This window comes from Fictibacillus halophilus, assembly GCF_016401385.1.
Classification (GTDB): domain Bacteria; phylum Bacillota; class Bacilli; order Bacillales; family Fictibacillaceae; genus Fictibacillus; species Fictibacillus halophilus.
Genome location: NZ_JAEACF010000001.1, coordinates 361,989 through 381,282, shown reverse-complemented (window position 1 = coordinate 381,282; position 19,294 = coordinate 361,989). Strand labels below are relative to the sequence as shown.

Here is a 19,294-nt window from a genome sequence, read left to right as displayed (position 1 = left end):
TTAAGCCTTATTTTTATGATTGAACAAGATTGTTCATTTTCTTTATAGCGAGTGTAACCACTTCAGGCGCATCCGTATGAATAGAGTGACCTGCACCCTTCGCTTCTATGAATTCACTTTGAGTAGAAAGGCTAAGTTGATCTATAATCAGCTCTCGCCAAACAGACTCGAATTTTTCCATCTCCCACAGAGGAATATTCTGGGCTTTAGCTATTTCCATTTGATAAGAAGGATCACGTGCGATTACGATAAGCGGTAGATCGAGAAAACTTCCTAATTTTTTTATACTTTTGGCATCTTCGTCCCAACTCTTTAATTCAGATGCCAACGCTCTATAAAACTCCGGTTTTACACCAAATTCGAGCAGTCTTTGTTGTGCATCGTATGGTAACTTTTTTTGTCTATCCGTTAACTCTGGCGCTAACTCATTCTTAAGTTTTTCAACACTTTGATCTGCTTTTTCTAGCCATTCTTTGATGAATGACTCATTCGTCTGCCCCTCTAAGAAAGACAATTCAAGCTCATCCAGTTTATAAGAATCGACAGAAGATGCATCAACCAAAATCACACCGTATACCTTCTCTGGAAATCTCTTCACAAAATGCTGAACACACAGTAAATAAAGTAATTATGATTCATCGTCCTGGTATCGGTAATAGTGAGATTGGGTCTGAAGAACGACATACATATCAACTTACAAATGAACTAAACGAACTGTTACGCAAACTAAACATTGAGGAAAAAGTTATCTTAGTTGGTCACTCATACGGTGCAAATTTCATGCCAGCTATCAAAAGAAACCCCCATACCAGGTAAGATCACAACGGGTATACCGTTATCACCTTTTTGGAACACTTCCATTTTATGATTATTAACGGTTATTAAATCAAACCACAGCTTCACCTCATTTTCTTAATTATACCATTTTCATTCCAAGCGGTATCTGATTTCCGCCTCTGTTATAATGACAAGAGTAGAAGATTGAAAGGGGTACACTATGAAACAATTAATCCTTGCTGAAAAGCCTAGTGTGGCACGCGATCTTGCCCGTGTTCTTGGCTGCAAGCAACAGAATAAAAGCTATATTGAAGGACCTAAGCACATTGTAACGTGGGCACTTGGACACTTAGTTGAACTAAAAATGCCTGAGGACTATGACAAGCAATACAAACAATGGCGCTTAGAAGATCTCCCTATTATTCCAAAACATATGGGGTTAAAAGTGATTCGCCAAGTCAGTCATCAATTCCGTGCAATTGAACAGCTTGCTAAACGCAAAGATATAAGTGAACTTGTTATTGCCACTGACGCTGGTCGTGAAGGTGAACTCGTTGCGCGCTGGATCATGGAAAAAGTGAGATGGCAAAAGCCTGTAAAGCGTTTATGGATTTCATCTCAAACAGATAAAGCGATTCGTGATGGGTTTAACCAGCTTAAACCCGCTAAACAATATGACAACCTTTATCAATCTGCCGTTTGCCGTTCTGAGGCTGACTGGTTGATCGGACTGAACGTTACAAGAGCGTTAACGACGAAGTACAATGATCCGCTTTCTGCTGGCCGTGTACAGACTCCTACACTTGCTATGATCTTAGAGCGTGAGCAAGAGATCAACTCGTTTCAGCCAAAAGACTTTTGGACGATTGATGCAACGATCGGTATGTTAAAAGCGTCTTGGGAACATAACGGTGAGAAGCGTCTTTTTGATGAGAAAAAAGCGACAGATATCGTAAGTAAAGTAAAGGGACAGCAAGCAACTGTTTCTTCCCTTCAAAAGAAAGAAAAAACAGAGGCGCATCCGATGCCTTACGATCTTACTGAACTTCAGCGTGATGCGAACCGCCGTTTCGGGTTCTCTGCTAAAAAAACATCATCTGTTCTTCAAAAGCTTTATGAGCAATATAAGCTTGTTACGTATCCAAGAACAGATTCCCGCTACTTAACAAAAGATATGGAAAATACGATGTATGACCGCCTTCAAGGAATGTCATCTGGATACCGTGAAGAAGTGCAGCCCTTGTTAAAACAAAAAGGAAATGTGGTCGCAAAGAAAGTATTTAACGATTCAAAAGTAACGGACCACCATGCAATCATTCCGACTGATGAACCGTTGCACTTAGGTGATCTTGATAACGATGAGCGTAAACTTTATGATTTAATCGCACGCCGATTCCTTGCTCTATTTTACCCTGCGTATCGATCGGAAACGTTGACCGCTACATTAAACGTTGCGGGTGAAACATTTATGGCCCGTGAAACGCTAGTGCTTGATCCAGGATTTAAAGTGCTGTCTGGTAAAGAAGAAGAAAGCCCGCGTGCACTAGCTCATTTAAAAGAAGGGCAATCCCTTTCTGTTAAAGAAGTAAATGCGGAGAAAAAGCTCACTGAGCCGCCTTCCCGTTTTACTGAAGCTGACCTTTTATCTCGTATGGAAAAATACAGTCTAGGTACACCTGCAACACGGGCTGATATCATTGAAAGACTTCTAGGATCTGAAGTGCTTGATCGTAAAAACAATAAGCTGCATCCTACTCCAAAAGGAAAACAGTTGATCGATCTTGTGAATGATGAGCTGAAGTCACCTGAACTCACGGCTAAATGGGAGCAAGACCTTGAAGCCATCGCACGTGGAAAAGGAAATCCAAAAGAATTTCTAGAGAACATCCGTAAACAAACAAAACAGCTTGTAATGGAAATCAAGACGAGTTCGCAGGAATATAGAGCACACAATCTAACGGGTTCCAAGTGTCCAGAGTGCGGAAAACTTTTAAAAGAAGTAAAAGGCCGTGACGGCAAAGTGCTTGTCTGCTCGGATCGCGAGTGTTCGTACCGTCGACGTAAAGACCCTAAGCTATCAAACCGACGCTGTCCTCAGTGTCATAAGAAGATGGAGCTTCACAACGGAAAAGCTGGCACTTATTTTCAGTGTAAACCGTGTAATGTAGTGGAAAAAGCAGACGATAAGAAAAAGAAGGTAACAAAGCGAGAAGAACGCCAGCTGCTCAAAAAATACAGCGCAAACAACAAAGAGGACGAAGGCTTTGGAAACAGTTTGGCTGATGCATTAAAAGCAGCGATGAAAGATAAAAAATAGATGAAAAGCTAACTTCCGAGACTTAAAACTAGCATGTCATTGCTGTTTTGACTCATGAAGTTAGCTTTCTTTAGTTAGAGGAAATTGGATTTGTACGCTTTAAACGTTAATCTGTGTGATTGCATAACGAATCTGTCTGATTAGAGTGTTAATCTGTCCGATTGAACGAGTAATCTGTCCAATTCGAGCATTTATCTGTCCAATTGAACGAGTAATCTGTCTAATTCGAGCATTTATCTGTCCGATTGAACGATTAATCTGTCCAATTCCCAAGTACGCTCTTCTTACTCAATCTTACTCTATCCTGAATGTTGCAGAAGCTACTGCATCATAACCGCTTCCATAGAAATAAACCATTTTATATGTGGATCCTTGTTTGTAACGTGCTGCATTTACATTGTTTTTCGGATTGTACGTAAATTTGCATGTTCCTCCACTAACCTCGGTGTACTGCCACCAAATCGATTCCACCTCACCAGGATTTTCGTTTACTTCATACAAACCAACCCAGTCACTCTTAGGAGCTCTAACACCTTCCACAACCACATCTAATGTTTCCTCTATACCGCTCACTTTCTCTTTTGATAATGTGATTCTTATTGGCTCACCTTTCTTTGTTCTGCCTATGGCCTTGATTGAATTCGTACTGATATTTCCATATGCATCGAGTGCAAACACTTCTATATCATACGTTGTAGATGGAGCTAACCCTTCAAGGTTCAGCATAAGAGGATTAGGAACAGGATCTTTATAGAACTCCGAAAAGCCTAAATATTCTTTCGCCACCTCTTTAGTCTCTATATTTGTAACGATAACTTTATAATCATGAACGAGTAGATTGTCTTTTGCTTGTGTAAACATAATTGAAAGACTAGTAGCTGATGTCATGTCGTTCGCAATAGAAAGCATCGCATCGTTTGTAAAAAATGGTGGTTTCTTATCTTTTCTAGCATCCGTATATTTAAAACTATTCTTATTGGCAGGAACACTAATTTCAAACGGTTCACCTGTCCAATCATTATTATGGATATCACGGCGGTTAATTAACACCTTATTCTCATACACTTCGACGATTAAAGCTTGGTTTAGAATATCTGCTACTTCAGGAACTTCTCCTTGTATACGTCCAGCGTCCAGCCATAGATACGCGCCAGTTGAAGTACCGATCGTTGTAAAATCTTTTTGGTGAATAATTCTAGGATCATCTAATGGATAGTGTGTGTGGCCTGAGAATGTAATGACTTGCGGATATTTTTTCAACGTATCGTAGAATAAATCTCTATTCACTGTAAAGCCCCACTCACTTCCGTAAATGGTATCTTTGATCGGCTGGTGATGGAAAACAAAGATGGGTTTCTTCTAATCATCGGTATGTGCTTGCTTTAACTTTTCAGACATCCATTTGATTTGTTTAACAGAGAACGTACCCTCTGTCACCCCATCCTCAGTCCCAAGCACAATAAAATGATACCCTTTGATAATCTTGTGATAGTAGATTGCGGGCATTTTAGTTACTTCTAAAAAGCGCCTTTGAGCATCAGCCTCTGGTAAACCGTTCCAATAATCATGGTTTCCGATTGCGATCAGCGAAACAGCTTTTGATTGTTTATTTGCTTCATAAGCCGTTTTGAACTTCTCATATTCCGGTACTAGACCATTGTCTGTTAAGTCGCCTACAACAGCAAATGCATCTTGCTTAGGAACAAGTTGGTTTAATTGTTTGAGAGTCTCTTTAAGTTTATTGAAGGTTTGATCTGACGTTTCATTCATATGTACATCACTGACAACAGGAAAAACAAGTATTGGCTTCTTACGACTCATTTTTTTACCACGATCAGCTAGCACATCTAGTGAGCTCATTGGATTTATAAAAGTTAACCCTAGGGAAAGTCCCGCTACCTTTGTTGTGCGTTCAATAAATGTTCTACGCGTAATCTTAGATTTTTGGTCTGGGTGCTGTTCATCAAAGGAATTCGTCATTTTATTCTCTCTCCTATCAAGATGTTAATCCTACATGAAAAGTATATTTATAAAATATAAACCCTTGATTACAGATAAGTTAATCATTGTTAAGATCACGCTGTGAATGCAAGCAGGTTAGATAAAAATTCATTCATTTTACATTCAATCATTACACAAATACCAACCAAACAAAAAGAAGGATGGATTATAACTTTCCATCCATCCTCTCCTAATTTTATTGAGTAGCTTCTACACCGAATTTCTTCATCTGCTTCTCATGCGCTTTACCATGAGCACGGTTTCGATCTTCTTCTACTTCGCGAGATACCTTAACTCCTTCTGCAACCTTCGCTGCCCCCACCTGTTGCAGACCATTCTGATCTTTTTGGTAGACAAATGAAGCACGCGTTGAGATAGCAGCACCTGGTGACGTTACAAACGGGACGACTCGATAATCAGCTCGCCACTCTTCAGGAGTAACCGTACATCGAACATAGCCTCGATAATCGTTGAAGAATTTAATATGAGGATTCAATCCTAATATCTTATCTGTATCAGAACGTTTATCGGCACCATTCCCACCGGATGTAATGGATGTTCCAACAAATTCAGCTCCAATTACATTTGATGCTGAATCATCATAATTACTCTTTAAATCACACGCCCAGCTTGCATGAACATCACCAGTCAGTACGATCACATTATTTAAACTTTTTGATTGTATAAAATTTGTGATACGATCGCGGGATGCAGTATATCCGTCCCATGAATCCATGCTCAAGCGAGGCGCGTCAGCCGTTCCATAGTTACGCTGAGCGAAGAATACTTGTTGAGCAAGAACGTTCCAATGGGTTTTTGAGTTTTCTAGATTACGGAGCAGCCATCTTTCCTGCTCTTGCCCTGTCAATGTACGGTTCGGATCTTGAGATTCTGAAGTTGGAGGCTTACTGCCATCTCCGTTTGCTTGATCATCACGATATTGTCGTGTATCCATTACGTTGAACATCGCCAAGTTTCCATAAGTGAAATCTCGATAGAGCAGCATGTCAGCTCCATGTGGTAAGGAAGATCGGCGAAGTGGCATGTGCTCATAATACGCTTGATAACCCGCAGCACGACGTTTGACAAATGCTTCAACAGACTGTCCTTTTTCAGGAATCATGTTTGCATAGTTGTTCTCCACTTCATGATCATCCCACGTTACCACCCAAGGAAATGCTGCATGAGCTGCTTTTAAATTGCCATCAGTACGATACTGAGCATGTCTGTTTCGATAGTCTTCGAGTGTCATAATCTCTGGACCGCTATGCGTTCTAACATTGCCGGATGGTGATACATATTCATTAGGTCCGTATTCATATATGTAGTCGCCAAGATGAACAACAAAATCTAACTCTTCCTCTGACATATGCTGATATGCCGTAAAGAAACCATGTTCATATTGCTGACAAGATGCAAATGCAAAAGTCATACTTTTCACATTCGCACCTTTTCTAGGGAGTGTCTTCGTTCTTCCTACAGGACTGAACTCATATCCGCTTTTAAACCGATAAAAGTATACATGGTTGGGTTTAAGTCCATCTACTTCAACATGAACAGAGTGCGCTAAATTAGGACGTGCTAGTTCTGTTCCCTTCTGAACAACCTTTTTGAATCGTTCATCTTCTGCGATCTCCCATTTTACAGGTACAGCTTGATTTGGCATCCCTCCGCCATTCAATGGATCTGGTGCTAATCTTGTCCATAGAACAACACTGTCTGCTAACGGGTCACCTGATGCTACACCTAACGTAAACGGATAATTTCTAAATGTTGGTGCCGCGTTTACTTCGTAGCTGCCTAGCGACTGAGCAATGGTGAGTCCCAGTGAAATTCCTGCAATTTTTCCGGCACCCGAGAGAAAAGTTCTGCGATTCAGTTTGTTTTTTTTTAAGCTGTCTTCCGTAAGCTTCTTAATCCATTCATCCATCGGTCTTTCATCCATGCTTGATGCAACCCCTTTTAAATGAATTTATTACAACGTTCATTATAGAGAGGAATTGTTAAGAAACTATTTATTTATGTAAACGTATAAATGGGTACATATAGGAACAACTTACTAATCTTAATTAATGAAATGAAAAGACAAACTGTTGCAGTAGTTATTAATCATATTTTGTAAAATACCTTATGCTTCTTATGTCCTGATCTTCTTTATCAAATCTTTACTTCATAAACATAATTTATCGTATAAGTGAAAAGTATTTATCATGATTAAAAGGAATGGGTGATCGCTAATGGCACTTAGGCGCAGAAAGAAAAAGAAGTACAACAATGAAACATACACTTGGCTAGACCTTATTATTGATTTTATATTAGTTATTCCAGAACTTATCATATGGCTGATTCGACTTCTTGGAAGAAGTGTTTTCAGGCTGTTTGACGGGATTTAAAAAGACTGAACTCTGATTTGGAGTTCAGTCTTTTTCATTCACAAAATTAATTTATTCCGTTTTTCGTAATGTAATGGATACGGTTGTGCCTTTACCAGGGTAGCTTTCTACTTTCAAATGTCCTTTGTGCTCTGTAATAATTTTATTGCTAACCGTCAGACCGAGCCCAATTCCCTTTTCTTTATTGGTGAAGAAAGGAACGCCAATGCTCTTTAATCTCTCTTCTTCTATTCCAATTCCATTGTCAACGAAGATAAGTTTTACTTTTTGGTCAGCTGTTTCTTCAATAGCTATCGTAAGGATTCCTCCATCATTCATAGCTTCAATCGCATTTTTTATTACATTAATAAATACTTGTTTAATCTGGTTCTTTTCACAAGAGACAAAAAGGTCTTTCTCTTTAAACAATAGACGAATCTCTACATTATACAAATTAGCTTCAGACGTTAATAACATAACAGTGTCTTGCAAAAGTTGAATAATGTTGACGTTCTTCATATATTGAGTAGCGTCTGGTTTCGCTAATGCCATAAACTCATTCACTATGGATTCAATCCTATGAAGTTCATCACAGATTACGTCATTGTATAAATGAATCTTGTTTTGATCGATTTCACTGTTTTTCATTAAAGAAAATAAACCTTTTATGGAAGTGAGTGGATTTCTAATTTCATGGGCAACACCTGCTGCTAGCTCTCCTAACACTGCAAGTTTTTCACTATTTCGTATATATTCATCTGCTTTTTTCTTTTCTGTGATGTCTCTAGAGATAAATACGATTCCCTCGATGTCCCCTTCATCAGACACCATGGGCATTCCCTTACCTTCTAATAAGACAGAATGACCTGAAGCATGCATCTTTCGATAAATAAGAGGAAGTGGGTTTTCTAGTGATGCAACTAATTTTATATATTTCTCTACGGTATCATGATCTTCCAAATGGACACAGTTCAAAGCGTTAGTACCGATTAGTGAGTTTGGTTCGATTCCTAAAATGTTCTTATAAGAAAGTGAAGCGTATAAATAGTTTCCATCAGGATCAACTGAACAGATTAAATCATTGCTGTGATCAAGAATAATACGATGCTTAAACTCATTCTTTCGTAAAGCAGCTTCTGCTTCTTTTCTTTTAGTAATGTCTCGAGACGCAACTATTGCAGAAAGGTTGTCTTTATGACTGATAGGCGTCCCTTTCGACTCCAACCAAATATAAACGCCATCTTTCTTCAAGTATCTGTATTCAATCGTAAGAGGTACATGTTCTAAAATCATTCGGGAAAATTCTTGTATCACTCTATCTCTATCTTCAGGATGCACAAGGTTAAATGGAGTGGTACCTATAGCTTCACTTTGAGTATAACCAGTTACCCAAAAATAGGATGGTGTTAAATAGGTAAAGATTCCTTCATGACTAACAATCCCTATAATATCTATCATATTTTCAGTTATAAGCTTTAAATGATCAAGAGTCTCTTTCTTTTCAAGGTGCTGCTGAGTTAAATTACGAATAATAATTTGTGTGGCGTGTGTTGAGAACAAAAGAGGGAATCCGATTACTTCTAATTGAATACGATTACCCTTTTGGGTAATCCATGTTTGTTCACTAGGTTTAGGGGCAATACCACTGTCGCATGTTTGAATTCTTTCCTCCACTAAGGAATGCAATTCATTAGGGAGGTTGTTCCATATCGGCTGACCGATTATATCTTCTTCAGCCTCTAAAATCTTTCTCGCTGCAGGGTTTACATAAACCCAGATTCGATCTTTCTGGATAAGAAAAGGTGTTTCAGAATGTTCAAATTGATTGGCATATGTTTTCATTTGATTAATGAAAAGGCTGTCTCCTAATAATTGACCATCTGAAGTTTCCATACCCAACCTCCATTAAAAACGTTAATCAAAACGTTTCGTTCATGATTACCTAAATTATAAACATATGTCCTTTTGCAAATAAAGATATTTTTTCAAAAATATTCATACTATTCATAGATAGATTTTTTAATTGTCTTATTTAAAACCGATAGTTGTTTTTGGTCATAGATGAATTTGGTTTGATAAAAAGCATGAAAAGCATGTTTTAAAGCAGTTTTTCGATCTGGAGCTGTCTGAGAGGACATGATAATATGTTCATGTTTGTAATAAAGCATACTAACCACTACAGTTGTTTTGTCAGTGAAGAGAAAGATATCTACATCTACTATCTCACTACCTGTTATCAAACGAATAAAGCGGTACTGCGGTGTGCTTACCATCTCCCTCAACCTCCTTATATTCTTCCATCCCCTTTACTTTGGTGTTAAAAGTTTAGTTATTTAAATAGTAAATAATCACTATAAATTTGTCAATATATTCTGTCAATTTAAGTCGATTTCCTGGGAAATTAGATGTATAAAAGAAAAAGGCGGGTTATGCCGTCTTAATTTCTGTTTGGTGGTTTTTCATAATAAGGAGAAGTTTGTCCACCTGCTCCTTTAGAGTCTTTACCATTAATCACGTTAGTCGTTTTTTTAAAAATGGGATACGGAAATTAATTTAAAATCTGTTCTAGAAAATTGTTCTTCCAATATTGTATCAAACACGTTTGTATTGTTGTTTCATCATATTCTAATTGAATAGTAATAGATTTCAAATGAATCTCACCCTTTATAAAAAGTAAACAAGAAAAGAGACCATCTTTTTAGGGATGGTCTCTTGAAACTTAAGCTTCTTTTTCAACTAAGTTGTGTTCTAATTCTTGAGAGGAAGAAGTGTTTACTTCATCCTGATTGAGCCTTTTAGTAATTTCGATTTTTTTAACTTGATGACCATCAATTTCGATCACCTTGAAATCATATTCATCATACGATATGACCTGATTTTCTTGTATTTCTGAGTTCTGTGAAAGTACCCAGCCTCCAATAGTATCAAGTTCACTATCATCAATTTCAAGTCCATAAATGTCGTTTACTTCTGCGATCAATACTTTACCGTCAAAGTGCTTAACATTTGGACTTACTGCATGAATCATTGGTGATTCATCTTCATCAAATTCATCACGTATTTCACCAACAAGCTCTTCTAAAATATCTTCAATGGTTACAATACCAGCTGTTCCACCATACTCATCAACTAAAACTGCCATATGAAAGCCTTTTTTCTGAAGCTTTAATAGTGTTTCTTTGATCGGTGTATTTTCAAATACGCTCAATGTTGGTCTAATGTAATGTTCAAGAGGATATTCTTTTCCTTTGATTAAATCAAAAAATACTTCTTTCGCATTCACCATACCGAGAACATTATCTTTATCTTCCCCTACAACAGGGTAACGTGTATATTTTTCTTCTGCAATTATATTAATATTTTCTGCAACAGTATTGTCTTCATAAAGACATACCATTTCAGTACGAGGGACCATGATCTCTTTTGCAGTTCTGTCGTCAAATTCGAATACCTTTTCTACATAACTGAACTCAGATTTGTTGATTTCACCACTTTTATAGCTCTCACTTAGGATCAAGCGAAGTTCTTCTTCAGTATGTGCCATATCATGTTCTGAAGCTGGTTTCAAACCAAACATTCTTACTAATAGCTGCGCACTTCCGTTCAAGAACCAAATGAATGGATACATGACTCTGTAGAATCCAATCAACGCAGGTGATAACAATAAGCTGATTGTTTCAGCCTTTTGAATAGCTACTGTTTTTGGTGCAAGCTCACCAAGAACAACGTGTAAAAAAGTAATGGATGCAAATGCAATTGCAAATGATAATGTATGAACAATCGCCGGGCTTAAATCCATTTTTTCAAATACTGGACCGAGAATTGCTTCTACCGTAGGCTCACCTAACCAACCTAATCCTAAAGCAGTGATAGTAATACCTAACTGACAGGCTGAGAGTGATCCATCAAGGTTAGAAATAACCTTTTGTGCTGCAATCGCTCGTTTGTTACCTTCTTCAGCTAATTGGTCAATTCTTGATTTACGAATCTTAACAATCGCAAATTCTGCTGCTACGAAAAAAGCGGTTAGTAGAATAAGTACGGCTACTGCAAGTAATTTCAATAAGGTCAAACTGTCCAAAAAGACTCCTTATACCCCAAGTTACTGGAATATAAGTTGTCACCTCCTAAGTGTTATAAATTTTTATAATTAAGAAAAAGTATATCATATAATCGAAGAACTTACTTAATAAAACAACTTACTTGTATTTTACATTTAGTTTTCTATTCTGAAATTTCAACAGTATCTAAGTCTTCCTCTTTTTTCAATACAAGTTTGTTCTCTTTTTCATCATAATAATAAATCCTCATTCCATGCTCCGAATCAGTCTCTTCAAAGTCGGAATATAGCCCAAAATACCCGTTACCTAACGGAACTAAATTATTTTCTAAGTTAGTTGTGATAGTAGAATAGTCTTCATTCTCTTCGCTATCTTCGCTCCCACCTTTATTTATTGATCCGATTACAAACAATAACAAAATTCCTAAAACAATTAATGTCCTACGAATGCTGCGCAATTCAGAAGCTGTATCTGAATACATAATATCACTCCGTTTTTCATAATCTCTTCTTGTTAATTATCACATAATACTTAAGAAAAATGATACTAAATATGGGAGACTTACCCATTTTTAAGTGGTATTCTAAATATGGAAAAACACTGGCTTAAAAATGCAACAAAGAAAGGATGAACATCAAATGGATTTTGTACTGAATCATAAATGGGTATTTCTCATACTAGCTGAGACCGTTTTTTGGGTTTCTACCTTATCTTTTTTAGTGGTACGATATTGGTTCAATCTAAAGAAATTAAGCATTGCATTCTTCATCCTTTTTCTCTTAAATGACCTTTGGATTGCTGCGATGGGATATTTTGATTATTTAAGAACAGGAAAATTCTCTGCCTATCAGATTATAATTCTGGTTGTCATTGCTTATGCTTTTTTGTATGGAAAAAGCGATTTTCAGAAGTTGGATCGTTATATTCAGCGAAAGGTTGCAAAATGGCGTGGATTGCCTGAACCTAATCTGCCTAATTCAAAACCACTGTATGGGATGCAACACGCGAAGCAAGAAAGACAAAATCTGTATAAGCACATTTTTTTATTCATCACAGCCCAAGGTGTTTTTTGGCTATTATTTGGCCTTTCAGATGCCGTATCAACTATACAAATTGACTCTCTTTTCAAAGATTGGTATGACACAACAAAAACAGATTTGTTCTACAAAAACGATGTGGCTAATAATGTCACACGTATTTGGGCCCTCATACTTGCCATTGATATAGTCGTATCTTTGTCATATACCGTTGCTCCGAAAAAAGAAAAGAAAGTAACTCGTGCAGCGTAAAAAAGAGTTTGGGATAATCACTTCCCAAACTCTTTTTTATTTTGATTTTATATTTTGTTTTGAGGTCTCTACCCGTTCATTACCCATAAACAATATAACAACAGCTGAAATCGCGATTGGAATCAAAGCATATGTGAAAACGGTCGTAATCGAGGCAGACATAGAGGCTGTTATTCCATCTAAAACTTCAGGAGGTATTTTAGATCGCTCCCCTGCCTGAAATACTTTTTGTGGATCAATATCTTTAAATGCTCCAGCACCTTGACCTGCAAAGCCTTTTAAATTCTCACTTACTTTCTCATAAAAAATTCGATTTTGAAGTGCTCCAAAAATGGTTACACCTAGAGTCATACCTAATGATCGTAAAAAGGCATTCGTAGAGTTGGCTGAACCTCTATAACGAAACTCCATCTTGTTGATAGTCGCTGCAGGTAATAAGGAGAACGAGAAGCCCATACCAAATCCCACAGTCACCATAAAAATTGTAAGCATCATTCTAGAAGTATCTGGTGTCATACCACTTAACATATACATGCCTGTGAAATAAGAAATCACGGATACAATCATGAGATTACGGAAGCTTGTTTTGGTTTGAAAGATACCACCAATCATACTTCCAGCAACAGATCCTAACATCATGGGTGTAAGAATTAATCCTGCACTAGTTGCAGAGCCTCCATAAACCGCTTGAACGAAGATGGGAATAAATACGGCTAAAATAATGAATGTTCCGCCGTAGAGAAAACCTAGAATTTGAGAAGTAGCAAAAAGCCTCTTCTTAAACATCCAAAATGAAATAATCGGTTCAGATGCTTTTTGTTCGACTGCAAAGAACACAATGAAAAAGACGGTGAATATTGTAAACAAAGCTACGATTTGAGTTGAATCCCACGCATATGTCTTTCCACCAAGTTCAAGGGCAAACATCAAACTAACTACGGCGATCACAAGTGTGATGGCACCCCACCAGTCAATCTTTTGTTCACGGTGTTCGAGTGTTTCTTTATAATAACGGAAGATCAAGTAGAAGGAAGCTGCACCAATTGGGACGTTAATATAAAACACCCAATGCCAGCTGATCGCATCTGTAATGAATGCTCCAAGTAAAGGTCCGAGAACACTTGAAGTACCGAATACAGCTCCGAGCAACCCTGTCATCTTCCCTCTCTTTTCTGGAGGGAAAATATCAAAAACAATCGTAAAGGCAATAGGCATCAATGCTCCACCGCCTATACCTTGAAGCGCTCTAAACGCTATCAGCTGTTCCATATTTTGAGCAAGACCGCAAAGAGCAGAGCCGATAAGGAAAACGATAAGGCCAAAAATGAAGAATCGTTTTCTACCATACATGTCAGACAGCTTACCGTAAATAGGCATCCCTGCCATTACTGCGACCATATAAGAACCCGTAACCCAAACGAATTTATCAAAACCACCAAGGTCCGCTACAATTGTCCCCATCGCCGTAGCAACAATGGTATTGTCCATCGCGGCCATTAGAATACCCAGCAATAATCCAGCCACTACTAACTTTAAATTTGTTTCTTTATGCACCATAGCGCCATCTCCTAACCTAACACCCTCATGTATACTTAATAAACTTAAGTATACATGAGGGACTGTCCCCCAACAATTTATTTCCTTCGCTAATTCTCTCCATTTACTTAGGGTGTTTTCTACATATTAACCTATAAAAATAGTTCATTTACATTTTAAAAAAGTTATCCACATTTTTTCATTCAATAGAAAAAGAGACAGCACGTCTGCCATCTCTTTTTATCTTTTCTATTAAAGCTCTATGATAGAATCTTCACTATCTTGTCCTTCATACATTGCACCAAGCATTAAGCCCGTCCAAAGATTTAAATTAAACCCACGATCTTCATCATCGCCTTCAAGATCTAGTTCAAGACCAGTATCTAATGATGAATGTAGTAAAGAGCGATCTTGATTTTCATCAAATGAGCTCATTAGATCAGCCATGATAGAAGTATTTAACTTAAGAGAAGTATTTTCAAGCTCATCTTCAGAATGTAGAGAAAGTGCTGCATCCGTGTTAAGCATTGTGCTTAAAGAAGAACGATCTTCTTCGTCTTCAGACATAACGTTCGCCATCACGTCTGTTCCTAGATTTACATTCGCACTTGATTTCTCGTCTTCTTGAGTTGCTTCTACTCCTGCCCATAGACCTGCATCAGCCATTAAAGAAGAATTATCTTCTTCGTCTTCAGAAGTTACGTTCGCCACTACATCTGTGCCTAGATCTACTTTCGCACTTGACTCTTCGTCTTCTTCAGTTGCTTCTACTCCTGCCCATAGACCAGCATCAGCCATCAAAGAAGAGTTATCTTCTTCATCTTCGGAAGTTACGTTCGCTTTCACATCTGTGCCTAGATCTACTTTCGCACTTGACCTCTCGTCTTCCTCAGTTGCTTCTACTCCTGCCCATAGACCAGCATCAGCCATCAAAGAAGAGTTATCTTCTTCATCTTCAGAAGTTACGTTCGCCTTCACATCTGTGCCTAGATCTACTTTCGCACTTGACTTTTCATCTTCATCAGTAGCTTCTACCCCTGCAGCTAAACCTGCATTCGTAGCAACCTCTGTATTTGATTCTTTTTCATCTTGTGCTTCAACAGCTGCTTGAACATCTGCTCCAGCATTTAGAGAACTAGAATCTTTGTTGTCTTCTTCATTAGAACGAACTTCAGCTCCAACCTTTGTATCTGCGTTTACAGACGCTTTGCCTTCATCATCAGAAGAAGAACTCTTAACTGTAGCATCCGTTCCGACAGCCACATTTGCTTTTGAATCGTCGCTTTGATCTTCAGTTTTCGATTCCGCTTCAACTCCTGCATTTACAGCCGTACCCCCTTGAGATTTTTCATCTTCATCACTGGAAGTTTCTGCATTTACATTTGCACCAACGTTTGTTTTTACGCTATTGTGGTTAGACTCATCATCTGAATTCTCTAGTTCGATACCTGTTACAGTACCTAGATCAAGGTTTAGATTAGACTCTTCATCTTTATCTGAAAGCTGAATATTGCTAATCAATCCTGTTCCAATTTTAAGACTTGATGAACCTTCATCTGCAAATGTTTCACTTCCTCCAAAGAATAAACCTGCCGCAGCAGCACCAGTAATCGCAAATGTTCTAATAAAGTTTGATTTTTTCATTTTATTTTCTCTCCTTCTTCTTCTTAATTTTTTTGTTTTACCAAAAATGAATTAGAAGAAGAAAGATTGAGGTGGTTGCCCAGGTGGAGCATTTAGCCATTGATCATAATAGTGACGAACTCCTCCATCAAGTCGAATTCCTGTTTCAAGCTGAGTATTATTTTGCCCTCCATCTAAAATAGCCAAGAAAGTCATTGTGCTTGAACTTGAAGAGGTCATCGGTCCATTGTTAGCACTTGAAGGAGTTTGTCCACCTTGAGATGATGGTGTTAGCATTTGAGTTACCGGATAATCCGAACTCATTTTTTTCCTGATAGGCTTCTCAGATTCTTTGAGATCTCTTCTCTTTTTAAGTACCTCTCCACTCGTACCCGTACTAACGGGATTCTCTGTTTCTTTTTCAAGAATTTCTTTTTTCATAACAACTTCTGGTTTTTGAATTCTTGCATCCTTTGTTTCATTAATTTTTTCACCAATAACCGGTTTGTTCTCCACAACAGGTTCAGTGACTGGTGTTGAGCTAGGAACTGGTTCTGGTTTTGCTTTGACCACTTCCTCAACTTCCGGCTTAGTAGTAACAATCTCTGAAACGACTGGAAGCTTCACCTCTACTTGAGGTTTTTCCGGTGTAACAGGGACCGTAACGTTCACCTCCTGATCTAACACATCGACTTTTATCGATGGTTTTTCAGAAAGGTTAACATCCACGATAGGTTTAGAACTTTTTAGCTTTTCTGTCGGTACTGTTTCTTTTACCGTATCGACTGTATTCGTTACCATTTTGATCGCTTCATCTACTGGCTTTACGGTCTCCGTAACTTTGTTAACCGTTTGATCCACCCTGTCGACAGCACGAGTTGTGTCTTTAACAATATTTGTAACTGTGTTAAGAGTAGGTCTCACAACCTCATCGGAAACTGAATGATCTTTCGCAGAAATGTTCACTTTGTCTGGAACACTTTCAACAATCTCAGTTGTTTCCTTTGTTAGGTCTGTTACTGGAGAAAGAATCCCTCCGCTATCAGCCGATACGATCGCGGGAATACTCATGCCGGCTGCGAATACAACCAATTGTACAAATCGTTTCACCTGGTTATCACCTCCTTCTGTAAGTGTTTTCAAATAGCTAACGAAAACAAATTTGATTTGGATCACTAAAAAAAACAAAAAAACATTTTGTACACTTTAAACAGGATATGTGACGTAAAGGCTCACTTGCTTTACACTTAAAGGAGTAAGAAGTTGAGGTGATTTAAAATGGCACAACATGTTTTTCATCTAAATGCCCATTGGCCAGGTGGAAGAAATGCTACTGGAACGATAGAAACACAGAATTTAAAAACACAGGTATCCATTCCCCCTGAGATGGATGGACCTGGAATTGGTACGAATCCCGATGAGATGTTGTTAGGAGCAGCAGCAACTTGTTATATCATCACACTCGCTGCCATGATGGAACGAAGTAAGATAGAGAAGATAGATTTAACGATGGAATCTGAAGGATATGTTGATGTTACAAATGGAGTGATTACATATCAGAAAATCATTCATCGACCGGTCGTCACGATCAAACATGACCCGTCAAAAGATATTTCGACACTGCTTCAAAAACTCGCCATTAAAGCTGAGCATTCGTGTATGATTTCACGAGCATTGAAAGGTAATGTCGAAATAGATGCGATTTTGACGATAAAAAAAGGATAAAATTATACGAACAGGTCTTTCGTTATCTGTACTTAAAAAATTACTTATGTTAGCATAAATGTTAAGGAAGGAAAATAATTTTATTATTTGGGTTCCTAACAAGTTCCCCCATAATAGAAAGGGGACGATGTATCATGAACCAACAAGAAGTGAAAAACATACTCTTGAATTTGCAGAACAAACAGTATATCGAATCAGATATTACACACACCTTTAGTGAGAACAACTCGGCTGTTTTTTCTGTTAAGTATTTAAAGAACGATCAATCGTTCGAAGTGATCCAGATTGAAACAAACTCCCTTCAACGGTTTGATAACGTCGACTCAGCTGTTCATTGTATTAACAACTTAATCGCTAAATAGAGAAGATATTTCCTTACTATAATGAAAGAGGTCTACCAGTTGATGGTGACCTCTTTTTTGTTTAATTATTTATTGAGATATTTCAGCCAATCATTCTCAACGATCGATACGTAGTGACTTTTTTTGATTCTCATCACATACACGAAAGCTTCTTCTATAACATTTGTAGTGTTAACCTTAATACGGACACGATCATATAAATTATCTGCTCTGTTTTCCACAAAATCTTCAAGTTCGTCTAATTGTTCAAGTTCGCATGTTGATACTTCATATAACTCACCTGTTACCCATTTATCTTTCTCTGGAACTAATGCTGGGTAACCTAAACCTGTATCATACAGCTGTCCCTCTGTGTAACATCCATGTTCTATGCATTTTGCATTCTGCAAAAAATGAGCATTACTTCCACCTTTTCGAAGCGTGCCATAAACAAACACAAGATGTTTTTTCATAAACTCACCTTCTTCGACATACAGTGTTATCCTTTTGAGAAAAAGACAGCCCATACTAATAAACTTAAAAATAGAATTCCCGCTATAAAAGAAAGAATCATTGCTATTAATATCGTCCAACCTAATGCTTTTCGTTTTGTTGAAATAAGAAAAATACTTAACGTGAAGAGACCAAAAACAAAGCCTAGTATGGACCAGAGCCACCGATCTTTATTATATAGCGGAGCTTGAACATACAAATAATAAGCGATAGCAATCTGTGTTATCGGAAAGAGTATAATTTCCAATCTTTCATCCCCTCATAATATTGTCTAAAAATTACATTCTTCCATCAAACGTAACCCGTTTTCTCTTACAAAAAGCTTTCAACCACTGTTTTGGCTGAAAGCTTTTCAGTACGACATTAAAGCTTATTAATAACCTTTTCTTACATCGATAACATGCTCGTTCTTCCTTTTTTTGCTCCCTCTTGCAGCATCAAAGAATAATACTAGTGCTGTCACGATATGCATGATCATTCCAATAACAGGCAAATAGCCGACTATAGAAGTAATCAGACCTAATACACTTCCTGTAAATCTTTCTTTTTGAACGATACAAATAATGAGTGTGATTAAATGAAAAACAAACATGAATTGAAGTGGTCCCCAAGCTGAAGCAAGAATGATGGCTCCTCCTAAAAAAGGAATGCCAAGGAAAGCCTCAATACCGCCTGTTATTATTTTTAAAAGTCTCGATAAATTCATGAGACAGCCTCCTCAATAATTTCTATTATATAC

Annotated in this window: 21 protein-coding genes; 6 read left to right on the top strand and 15 right to left on the bottom strand. The window is 37.7% G+C overall.

Annotation, left to right across the window (positions count from 1 at the left end; genetic code table 11):
• Positions 1-13: 13 nt before the first annotated feature.
• Positions 14-568, bottom strand: a complete 555-nt coding sequence (locus I5J82_RS02025; protein ID WP_198766438.1) for a hypothetical protein — start codon at positions 566-568, stop codon at positions 14-16.
• Here I5J82_RS02025 and I5J82_RS20585 point away from each other — a divergent pair.
• Entirely contained in the window at positions 481-816 is a 336-nt protein-coding gene (locus I5J82_RS20585; protein ID WP_332873620.1) for an alpha/beta fold hydrolase, read from the top strand. The genes I5J82_RS02025 and I5J82_RS20585 overlap by 88 nt on opposite strands.
• Before the next feature lie 181 nt (positions 817-997).
• Positions 998-3,094: a DNA topoisomerase III gene (locus I5J82_RS02020; protein WP_198766437.1), complete on the top strand. Its 2,097-nt coding sequence runs from the start codon at positions 998-1,000 to the stop codon at positions 3,092-3,094.
• A 99-nt stretch (positions 3,095-3,193) separates the two neighbouring features.
• Here I5J82_RS02020 and I5J82_RS02015 read toward each other — a convergent pair whose 3' ends face one another.
• The 4 genes from I5J82_RS02015 to I5J82_RS02005 all read right to left on the bottom strand — a co-directional run bounded on the left by I5J82_RS02015 (position 3,194) and on the right by I5J82_RS02005 (position 7,040).
• Positions 3,194-3,367, bottom strand: a complete 174-nt coding sequence (locus I5J82_RS02015; protein ID WP_198766436.1) for a hypothetical protein — start codon at positions 3,365-3,367, stop codon at positions 3,194-3,196.
• Positions 3,368-3,388: 21 nt separating this feature from the next.
• Entirely contained in the window at positions 3,389-4,381 is a 993-nt protein-coding gene (locus I5J82_RS20245) for a hypothetical protein (RefSeq protein ID WP_233096381.1), read from the bottom strand.
• Positions 4,382-4,453: 72 nt separating this feature from the next.
• Positions 4,454-5,074 (bottom strand): metallophosphoesterase family protein, encoded by a 621-nt coding sequence (locus tag I5J82_RS20240; RefSeq protein WP_233096380.1) that lies wholly within the window; start codon positions 5,072-5,074, stop codon positions 4,454-4,456.
• A gap of 217 nt (positions 5,075-5,291) precedes the next feature.
• On the bottom strand, positions 5,292-7,040 hold the full coding sequence (locus tag I5J82_RS02005; RefSeq protein ID WP_198766435.1) for an alkaline phosphatase D family protein: 1,749 nt from the start codon (positions 7,038-7,040) through the stop codon (positions 5,292-5,294).
• Between the two features lie 292 nt (positions 7,041-7,332).
• Here I5J82_RS02005 and I5J82_RS02000 point away from each other — a divergent pair, with 292 nt between their 5' ends.
• Positions 7,333-7,488: a hypothetical protein gene (locus I5J82_RS02000; protein ID WP_198766434.1), complete on the top strand. Its 156-nt coding sequence runs from the start codon at positions 7,333-7,335 to the stop codon at positions 7,486-7,488.
• 51 nt (positions 7,489-7,539) lie between these two features.
• Here the strand turns inward: I5J82_RS02000 and I5J82_RS01995 are convergent, their stop codons facing one another.
• The 4 genes from I5J82_RS01995 to I5J82_RS01980 all read right to left on the bottom strand — a co-directional run bounded on the left by I5J82_RS01995 (position 7,540) and on the right by I5J82_RS01980 (position 12,009).
• Positions 7,540-9,360 (bottom strand): PAS domain S-box protein, encoded by a 1,821-nt coding sequence (locus I5J82_RS01995; RefSeq protein ID WP_198766433.1) that lies wholly within the window; start codon positions 9,358-9,360, stop codon positions 7,540-7,542.
• 107 nt (positions 9,361-9,467) lie between these two features.
• Positions 9,468-9,740: a hypothetical protein gene (locus I5J82_RS01990; RefSeq protein WP_198766432.1), complete on the bottom strand. Its 273-nt coding sequence runs from the start codon at positions 9,738-9,740 to the stop codon at positions 9,468-9,470.
• Between the two features lie 446 nt (positions 9,741-10,186).
• Positions 10,187-11,539 carry a hemolysin family protein gene (locus tag I5J82_RS01985; protein WP_198768878.1) on the bottom strand — a complete coding sequence of 451 codons (1,353 nt, stop codon included), beginning with the start codon at positions 11,537-11,539 and terminating at the stop codon, positions 10,187-10,189.
• A 152-nt stretch (positions 11,540-11,691) separates the two neighbouring features.
• A complete protein-coding gene (locus I5J82_RS01980; RefSeq protein WP_198766431.1) occupies positions 11,692-12,009 on the bottom strand; it encodes a hypothetical protein in 318 nt (105 codons plus the stop codon).
• A gap of 157 nt (positions 12,010-12,166) precedes the next feature.
• Here I5J82_RS01980 and I5J82_RS01975 point away from each other — a divergent pair, with 157 nt between their 5' ends.
• The gene (locus tag I5J82_RS01975) at positions 12,167-12,817 is read left to right on the top strand and encodes a hypothetical protein (protein WP_198766430.1); all 651 of its coding nucleotides are present in this window, start codon (positions 12,167-12,169) and stop codon (positions 12,815-12,817) included.
• Between the two features lie 36 nt (positions 12,818-12,853).
• On the opposite strand, the gene I5J82_RS01970 is transcribed toward I5J82_RS01975, so the two are convergent.
• The 3 genes from I5J82_RS01970 to I5J82_RS01960 form a co-directional block, all read right to left on the bottom strand.
• Positions 12,854-14,374, bottom strand: coding sequence for an MDR family MFS transporter (locus tag I5J82_RS01970; protein ID WP_198766429.1), 1,521 nt, complete (start codon positions 14,372-14,374; stop codon positions 12,854-12,856).
• A gap of 231 nt (positions 14,375-14,605) precedes the next feature.
• Positions 14,606-15,997 carry a hypothetical protein gene (locus I5J82_RS01965; RefSeq protein ID WP_198766428.1) on the bottom strand — a complete coding sequence of 464 codons (1,392 nt, stop codon included), beginning with the start codon at positions 15,995-15,997 and terminating at the stop codon, positions 14,606-14,608.
• A 51-nt stretch (positions 15,998-16,048) separates the two neighbouring features.
• The gene (locus I5J82_RS01960; RefSeq protein WP_198766427.1) at positions 16,049-17,086 is read right to left on the bottom strand and encodes a hypothetical protein; all 1,038 of its coding nucleotides are present in this window, start codon (positions 17,084-17,086) and stop codon (positions 16,049-16,051) included.
• 168 nt (positions 17,087-17,254) lie between these two features.
• Here I5J82_RS01960 and I5J82_RS01955 point away from each other — a divergent pair, with 168 nt between their 5' ends.
• Both I5J82_RS01955 and I5J82_RS01950 read left to right on the top strand, forming a co-directional pair.
• Positions 17,255-17,701 carry an OsmC family protein gene (locus tag I5J82_RS01955; protein WP_198766426.1) on the top strand — a complete coding sequence of 149 codons (447 nt, stop codon included), beginning with the start codon at positions 17,255-17,257 and terminating at the stop codon, positions 17,699-17,701.
• Between the two features lie 134 nt (positions 17,702-17,835).
• Positions 17,836-18,063: a DUF1797 family protein gene (locus I5J82_RS01950; protein WP_144702269.1), complete on the top strand. Its 228-nt coding sequence runs from the start codon at positions 17,836-17,838 to the stop codon at positions 18,061-18,063.
• Positions 18,064-18,128: 65 nt separating this feature from the next.
• On the opposite strand, the gene I5J82_RS01945 is transcribed toward I5J82_RS01950, so the two are convergent.
• The 3 genes from I5J82_RS01945 to I5J82_RS01935 all read right to left on the bottom strand — a co-directional run bounded on the left by I5J82_RS01945 (position 18,129) and on the right by I5J82_RS01935 (position 19,261).
• Complete coding sequence (locus tag I5J82_RS01945; protein ID WP_198766425.1) at positions 18,129-18,515, bottom strand: gamma-glutamylcyclotransferase family protein; 387 nt, start codon at positions 18,513-18,515, stop codon at positions 18,129-18,131.
• A 26-nt stretch (positions 18,516-18,541) separates the two neighbouring features.
• On the bottom strand, positions 18,542-18,802 hold the full coding sequence (locus I5J82_RS01940; RefSeq protein WP_144702274.1) for a hypothetical protein: 261 nt from the start codon (positions 18,800-18,802) through the stop codon (positions 18,542-18,544).
• A 126-nt stretch (positions 18,803-18,928) separates the two neighbouring features.
• Positions 18,929-19,261: a hypothetical protein gene (locus I5J82_RS01935; protein ID WP_144702277.1), complete on the bottom strand. Its 333-nt coding sequence runs from the start codon at positions 19,259-19,261 to the stop codon at positions 18,929-18,931.
• Positions 19,262-19,294: the final 33 nt, after the last annotated feature.